Annotated in this window: 4 protein-coding genes and 1 riboswitch; of the genes, 1 reads left to right on the forward strand and 3 read right to left on the reverse strand. The window is 70.5% G+C overall.

Annotation, left to right across the window (positions count from 1 at the left end; genetic code table 11):
• Window positions 1-138: 138 nt before the first annotated feature.
• From QH283_RS29955 to QH283_RS29965, 3 genes are all read right to left on the reverse strand, one after another.
• Entirely contained in the window at window positions 139-1,353 is a 1,215-nt protein-coding gene (locus tag QH283_RS29955; protein ID WP_280506268.1) for an O-succinylhomoserine sulfhydrylase, read from the reverse strand.
• Window positions 1,350-1,766, reverse strand: coding sequence for a rhodanese-like domain-containing protein (locus tag QH283_RS29960; protein WP_280506269.1), 417 nt, complete (start codon window positions 1,764-1,766; stop codon window positions 1,350-1,352). Before QH283_RS29960 ends, QH283_RS29955 begins: the two co-directional genes overlap by 4 nt.
• A gap of 14 nt (window positions 1,767-1,780) precedes the next feature.
• A riboswitch (SAM riboswitch) is annotated at window positions 1,781-1,893 on the reverse strand.
• A 44-nt stretch (window positions 1,894-1,937) separates the two neighbouring features.
• Window positions 1,938-2,390 carry an Rv0361 family membrane protein gene (locus tag QH283_RS29965; protein WP_280506270.1) on the reverse strand — a complete coding sequence of 151 codons (453 nt, stop codon included), beginning with the start codon at window positions 2,388-2,390 and terminating at the stop codon, window positions 1,938-1,940.
• A 326-nt stretch (window positions 2,391-2,716) separates the two neighbouring features.
• On the opposite strand from QH283_RS29965, the gene QH283_RS29970 reads away from it, so the two are divergent.
• Window positions 2,717-4,120 carry an FAD-dependent oxidoreductase gene (locus QH283_RS29970; protein WP_280506271.1) on the forward strand — a complete coding sequence of 468 codons (1,404 nt, stop codon included), beginning with the start codon at window positions 2,717-2,719 and terminating at the stop codon, window positions 4,118-4,120.
• Window positions 4,121-4,211: the final 91 nt, after the last annotated feature.

Raw genomic sequence — 4,211 nt, forward strand, 5'->3', positions numbered from 1 at the left:
TGGCGGGGCCGTGTTCACGCCGCGGGGCGCGGGGCCCCTCCCCCCGCCGGGGCCCCCCCCCCCTGTTCTTTTTTACACCCGGCCGCCCCCCCCGCCGGGGGGGGGGGGGGCCCGAATCCGCCCGCGGGCGAACCGATCTCAGCTCAGGGCCTGCTCCAGGTCCCCGAGCAGGTCTTCGACGTCCTCGAGGCCGACGGAGATGCGCACCACGCCATCGCTCAGGCCGATGCCCGCGCGCCCCTCCGGCCCCATGGCGCGGTGGGTTGTGGTGGCCGGGTGGGTGATCAGCGTCTTGGCATCGCCCAGGTTGTTGGAGATGTCGACGACGCGCAGCCGGTTGAGCACCTCGAAGGCGCGCTTCTTGCCCTCGCCCTCGGCGGCGGCCAGCTCGAAGGTGACCACGGTGCCGCCGCCCGCCATCTGCGCGCGGGCCAGCTCGTACTGCGGATGCGATTCCAGGAACGGGTATTTCACCCAGGACACCGCGTCGTTGTCTTCCAGGAAGCGGGCGATCCGCAATGCCGACTCGGTGGAGTGCCGCACGCGCAGCGGCATGGTCTCCAGGCCCTTGAGCAGGGTCCAGGCGTTGAACGGGCTCAGCGCCGGACCGGTGTGGCGCATGAGGTTCTTGACCGGGCCGTCGATGTATTCCTCGCTGCCCAGGATGGCGCCGCCGAGCACCCGGCCCTGGCCGTCGATGTGCTTGGTGCCGGAGTAGACGATGACATCGGCGCCGAGCTCGAAGCCCTTCTGCAGCAGCGGGGTGGCGAAGACGTTGTCCAGCACCACCTTCGCGCCCGCGGCGTGGGCGAGCTCGGTGACCTTGCGCACATCGACGAGGGTCTGCATGGGGTTGGCCGGGGTCTCGAAGAACACGGCCGTGGTCGGCACCGACAGCGCCCGCTCCCACTGGTCGAGGTCCTCGCCGTCGACGAAGACGGTCTCCACGCCCCAGCGCGGCAGGATCTCGTTGCACACCACGAAGCAGGAGCCGAACAGGCTGCGCGCGGCCACCAGCCGGTCGCCTGCCTTCAACAGCGCGCCGAGGGCGGTGAACACCGCGGACATGCCGCTGGCGGTGGCGAAGGCGGCCTCGGCGCCGTCCATCAGGCGGATGCGTTCCTCGAACATGGCCACGGTGGGGTTGCCGTAGCGGGAGTAGACGAAGTGCTCGACCTCGCCGGTGAACGCGGCCTCGGCGGCCTCGGCGCTCTCGTAGACGAAACCGGAGGTCAGATACAGCGCCTCGGCGGTCTCCTCGAAGCCGGAGCGGCGCAGCCCGCCGCGCACCCCGAGGGTGGCGGGGCCGACGCCGTCGGGCAGCGGCTTGTCGAACGCGCCTCCGGTGATCACGACTGCCTCCAGGGCAGGCCCTCGGCCCGCCAGCCCGCGCCGCCGCGGTGGCCGTCGGCGTCGAGGGGGCCCTCGAAGCCGTCGATGACGTTGTAGGCGGGGGTGATTCCCAGATCGGTGGCCACGCCCGCGGCGTGGGCAGAGCGCTGCCCGGAGCGACACAGGAAGATGGCGGGGGCTTCCGGGTCGCGCCCGGCCAGCGCCTTGCTCAACTGCTCGGCGAAGCGCGGGTTGGGCGAGCCCGTGCCGTCGACCCACTCGATCAGCACGGTCGGCCGGTCGATGGAGCCGGTGTCGGGCACACCGACGAAGCGCCACTCGGCTTCGGTGCGCACGTCGATCAGGACAGCCCCGGGATTGTCACGCAACAGTTCCCAGGCCTGTGACGGGGTGATGTCCCCGGCATAACTCATTCCAACCTCCTGTGAATCCGCACTTGCCGCACCGTCGTCGGCACGGCCGGGTCGTCACCCGGAGCACCCCGCCGCGGAGGAGGGTTGCCGACCAGCGAGCCGGGGCTTCGCGCTGGCACTCATGACCTCGGTTCTGAGATTGCACGCCCCGAAGTAACGCTGTCAACCGATTCACGCACTGCAGATCAGCCAGCCGCGCTCACCGCGGACCAGCAGCCAGGTGCCGGTCCGGTCGACCCCGTCGACCGAGGTGGTGACGGTGGCCTTGGCGCGGTCGCCGTTGACGGTGTGATCGGTGACCGACTTCAGTTCGATTGTCTTGCCGGAATCTTGCGGCGCGGGCAGCGGGAAGCGTGCGGCGTCGAAGTCCGCGCAGGCGGTGCCGGGCGGCGGGATCTCGCCGGTTTCGTCGACGCCCGCGACGAAGTTCTGCACGGCCGCGCTGATCCGGTCGGCCTCTGTGACATTTTTCTCAGCGGGCGCGAAGATCACGCCGAGCACGATCCCGGCCAGCACCAGTGCCGCGACCACGGCGGCGGCGATGAACGGCGTCATCGACCGCTCGTCGGTCTGGTCGATCGGGATGACGGGCTCGTCCGATGCTGACGGTTCGCTGTCGGTCATGCGATCGATGATCCCCGGTGAGCGGGGTCGCACCGGCAGCGGCCCCCGAGCGGGCGGTTTGCCGGGCGGGCGCGGACGGGTAGCGTGGAGGTCGCGGGGACCCACGCGCGGGGCGCGTGGCGACCACCCCGATAGAATGGCCGATCACGGCCCCGCGAGGAGCCGCCGTGACCTGGATTCTCCGAGGCGAGCGGCCGACGTTCACACCGGCGTGGTGACCGGATCGAAGCGTCGACTTAGCCTGGGCTAAGTACATGGGGTACATGGGCCTAAGCTGAGAACAAACTCCAGTTTCAGTTTTCGACCGATAAGGGTGCGCGTAAGAGATGACCGAACAGAGTGCAGCGCCGACCGACGGCGCCCGCCCGCTCCGCATCGCGATCGTGGGCGCCGGGCCGGCCGGAATCTACGCCGCCGACGCGCTGATGAAGTCCGATGCGGACGTCAGCATCGACCTCTACGAGCGCATGCCGGCGCCGTTCGGGCTGATCCGCTACGGCGTGGCCCCCGACCATCCGCGCATCAAGGGCATCATCACCGCCCTGCACAAGGTGCTCGACAAGGAACAGGTGCGCCTGCTCGGCAACATCGACTACGGCACCGACATCACCCTCGACGACCTGCGTCGCTTCTACGACGCGGTGATCTTCTCCACCGGCGCGAACGCCGACCGGGCGCTGAACATCCCCGGCATCGACCTGGACGGTTCGTTCGGCGCGGCCGACTTCGTCTCCTGGTACGACGGGCACCCGGACGTGCCGCGCACCTGGCCGCTGGACGCGGAGAAGGTCGCGGTCCTCGGCGTCGGCAACGTGGCGCTCGACGTGGCGCGGGTGCTGGCCAAGACCGGTGACGAGCTGCTGCCCACCGAGATCCCGCCGAACGTCTACGCGGGCCTGAAGGCCAACAAGGCCGTCGAGGTGCACGTCTTCGGCCGCCGCGGCCCCGCCCAGGCCAAGTTCACCCCGCTGGAGCTGCGCGAGCTCGACCACTCGCCGAACATCGAGGTCATCGTCGACCCCGAGGACATCGACTACGACGAGGGCTCGGAGGCCGCGCGCCGCCACTCCAAGCAGGTCGACATGGTCGCCAACACCCTCGAGCAGTGGGCCATCCGCGACCAGGGCGACCGCCCGCACAAGCTGTTCCTGCACTTCTTCGAGTCCCCGGCCGAGGTGCTCGGCGACGAGAACGGCAAGGTTGTCGGCCTGCGCACCGAGCGGACCCAGCTCGACGGCACCGGCAATGTCAAGGGCACCGGCGTGTTCAAGGACTGGGACGTGCAGGCGGTCTACCGGGCCGTCGGCTACCTGTCGCAGAACATCAGCGAGCTGCCCTTCGACGACCAGGCGGGCACCGTGCCGAACGAGGCCGGTCGTGTGCTGGCCGACGAGAACGCCGACGGCGCCGCCCGCTACCTGCCCGCCACCTACGTGACCGGCTGGATCAAGCGCGGCCCGGTCGGCCTGATCGGCCACACCAAGGGCGACGCCAACGAGACCATCGCCTGCCTGCTGGACGACGCGCCGTCGTTCACCCCGGCGCGGGAGCCCGATCCGCAGGCGGTGATCGACTTCCTCGAGGCCAAGGGCCTGCCCTACACCACCTGGGCGGGCTGGTACCGCCTGGACGCCCACGAGCGGGCGCTGGGCGAGCCGGAGGGCCGTGAGCGGGTCAAGGTCGTCGAGCGCGAGGACATGCTGCGCGCGAGCGAGCCGCACAAGGTCTAGTTCGGCACGAGGGCAAATTCCGTCGACCGGAAGAGGGGGGGGGGGGGGGGCCCGCGTAGCCCGGGCGGCGCCCCGGGGGTGCCGGGGGGGG

The organism is Nocardia farcinica (assembly GCF_029867845.1).
Lineage (GTDB): Bacteria > Actinomycetota > Actinomycetes > Mycobacteriales > Mycobacteriaceae > Nocardia > Nocardia farcinica_A.